This window comes from Acidiphilium iwatense, assembly GCF_021556475.1.
Taxonomy (GTDB): Bacteria; Pseudomonadota; Alphaproteobacteria; order Acetobacterales; family Acetobacteraceae; genus Acidiphilium; species Acidiphilium iwatense.
Map to the genome: position 1 here is coordinate 1 of NZ_JAKGBZ010000126.1, position 1,901 is coordinate 1,901.

General features: G+C 53.7%; 1 protein-coding gene. It reads right to left on the reverse strand.

Annotation, left to right across the window (positions count from 1 at the left end; all coding sequences use genetic code 11):
• Positions 1-538: 538 nt before the first annotated feature.
• A complete protein-coding gene (locus L2A60_RS20320) occupies positions 539-1,051 on the reverse strand; it encodes a cupredoxin domain-containing protein (RefSeq protein WP_235706277.1) in 513 nt (170 codons plus the stop codon).
• Positions 1,052-1,901: the final 850 nt, after the last annotated feature.

The window sequence follows — 1,901 nt, forward strand, 5'->3', positions numbered from 1 at the left end:
AAGAAGACGGCTCTTCTGTCGATGTCGCGGTGCACGCGCATAAATCACGGTTAACACAAGATATCGAGATAATGCGATAATCGGCTGAAAAACTTTGTGTTACCACAATTTGGCCCTATAAGGAGGGCACCTCACTGATCATTTCAGACGACGGCAAGGAGTCCGCTGAACGAGCGGCACTGGGTTATGGTTTCGGCGAACTATTCCATGAAATTCCTGACAAGTTTTGGAAAAACGTGCAGCGGAGCTTCCGCCGCTGGGCAAAGTCTGCTGTATGGAGGTAGGTATTCCAGGACCACACCACTGTTGCCGATAATGAATATGCGATGATCGCAGCACCATCGTGTGTGCCATCAGCATAGCGCCGGCGCCTTAATATCCCGGATTTCCTAGATTGGACTCACGGCGAAATCAGCTGGCCTGCACCTCTCAATTTGGCACCAAATCCCCATCCGAGGTGGCATTCTCTATTCCGAGAGGCGGGCTGGCCGCGCCATCTGGGAAATGCCCGTTTATGCGAAGCCGCCGGTTTTTCGGTTTATCCGCCGAAATAGCCCGACAGGATCTTCTCCGAGGCGGTTTTCGGGTTGTCGGCGAGCAGTTTCGGGTCGGTCGTCACGATGATGGCCCCGGCCATCGGAGTGCCGAAGCCGTGCACGCCGGGGCGCACCTTGGCCACCGTCCAGCCGCCCGGTTCTTTGGCCAGCACCGCATGGACCGAGCAGTAATAATACACGATGCCCTGGTGCTTGAAGCTGATCGTGTAGGTGTGAACCTTGTCTCCCAGCCCCTTGGTGCCGGCCACCGCGCCGTCGAAGCGCTTGCTCGTCTTGCCGGTCGCCGGGTTGTAGCCGACGATGGTATGCGGTCCGGTATCCTCGTTGACGAACACCACTTGCTGGCCGGGCCGCACCGCGATCAGATTTTCCAGAAATTCGTTCGCTCCGTTCATATGAATGTAAACCGGCTTCGGGCTTGCCGCCTGCGCGCCCGCCCAGCCGCACGCCAAAACGCCGGCCGCCAGCGCGGCCGCGAGAGAACGAGATGCCATACGCAATTTCCTTTCGGGATTTTGGACGTTTCAGGATTATATTATGTATACATTATCACGGAACAGCATGGATGGGAAGCGCGTGGTGCGTTCAACCCACCGTGACCGACGCCTTCGTGATCGTCTCGCGCTGTGCGTCGAACGCGCGGTCGAGATCGATCCAGGCACCGCCGATCAGCACCTCGGTGGGACGGAATCGCGCCCTCAGATAAAGGTCACGATGCCGCGATAGGAATTGCCTCCGTGGCCATCATAACGAAGTCGCGAGGTCAATTTCTGAATATCTGTGCATACTTCAAGTGAAACTCAAATGACCATCACACAAAAGGGTGATGCCGTTTCGCGGAGCTGTGATATCATTCCGAGCACTTCATATTGTATACAGCATTAAAAGAGGTTCCGATAAAACATGCAAAACAAAATATTTAGAAAGCGAGGTAGATGGCGGTGAACGCTGCCATCTACCTGAGGAGGGTGTTTGTAGGCGACCAAGTACATTGACGGCTGACCTAACACAGCGAAGCTTTCCGATATCGGAGATCGACTATGAATTCCGCTAATCGCGCAGACGGCGGTATGATGAATTGCGCGCATACCAACATGAGCAATTACTAACAAATTTAAACGGATTACTCTTTTTACTCTTTCAAGATTACTTTTTCAGAGTGTATAACAAAAATATCACTTACTAAAATAACATCAAACTATCAAAACAGGGAAACGTGTAATGAAAAAGACGACGAAGTTTCTTGTCGGAGCGGGACTGACCACCGCCCTGCTCGCCGCATCGCAATCGAGCTACGCGCTCGGCGGCGGCGGTGAAGGCAACAACGTACCGGCGGAGACGATC

Coding starts and splice junctions, on each gene's coding strand:
- L2A60_RS20320 (WP_235706277.1), bottom strand. CDS start 1,051: ATGGCATCTCGTTCTCTCGCGGCCGCGCTGGCGGCCGGCGTTTTGGCG.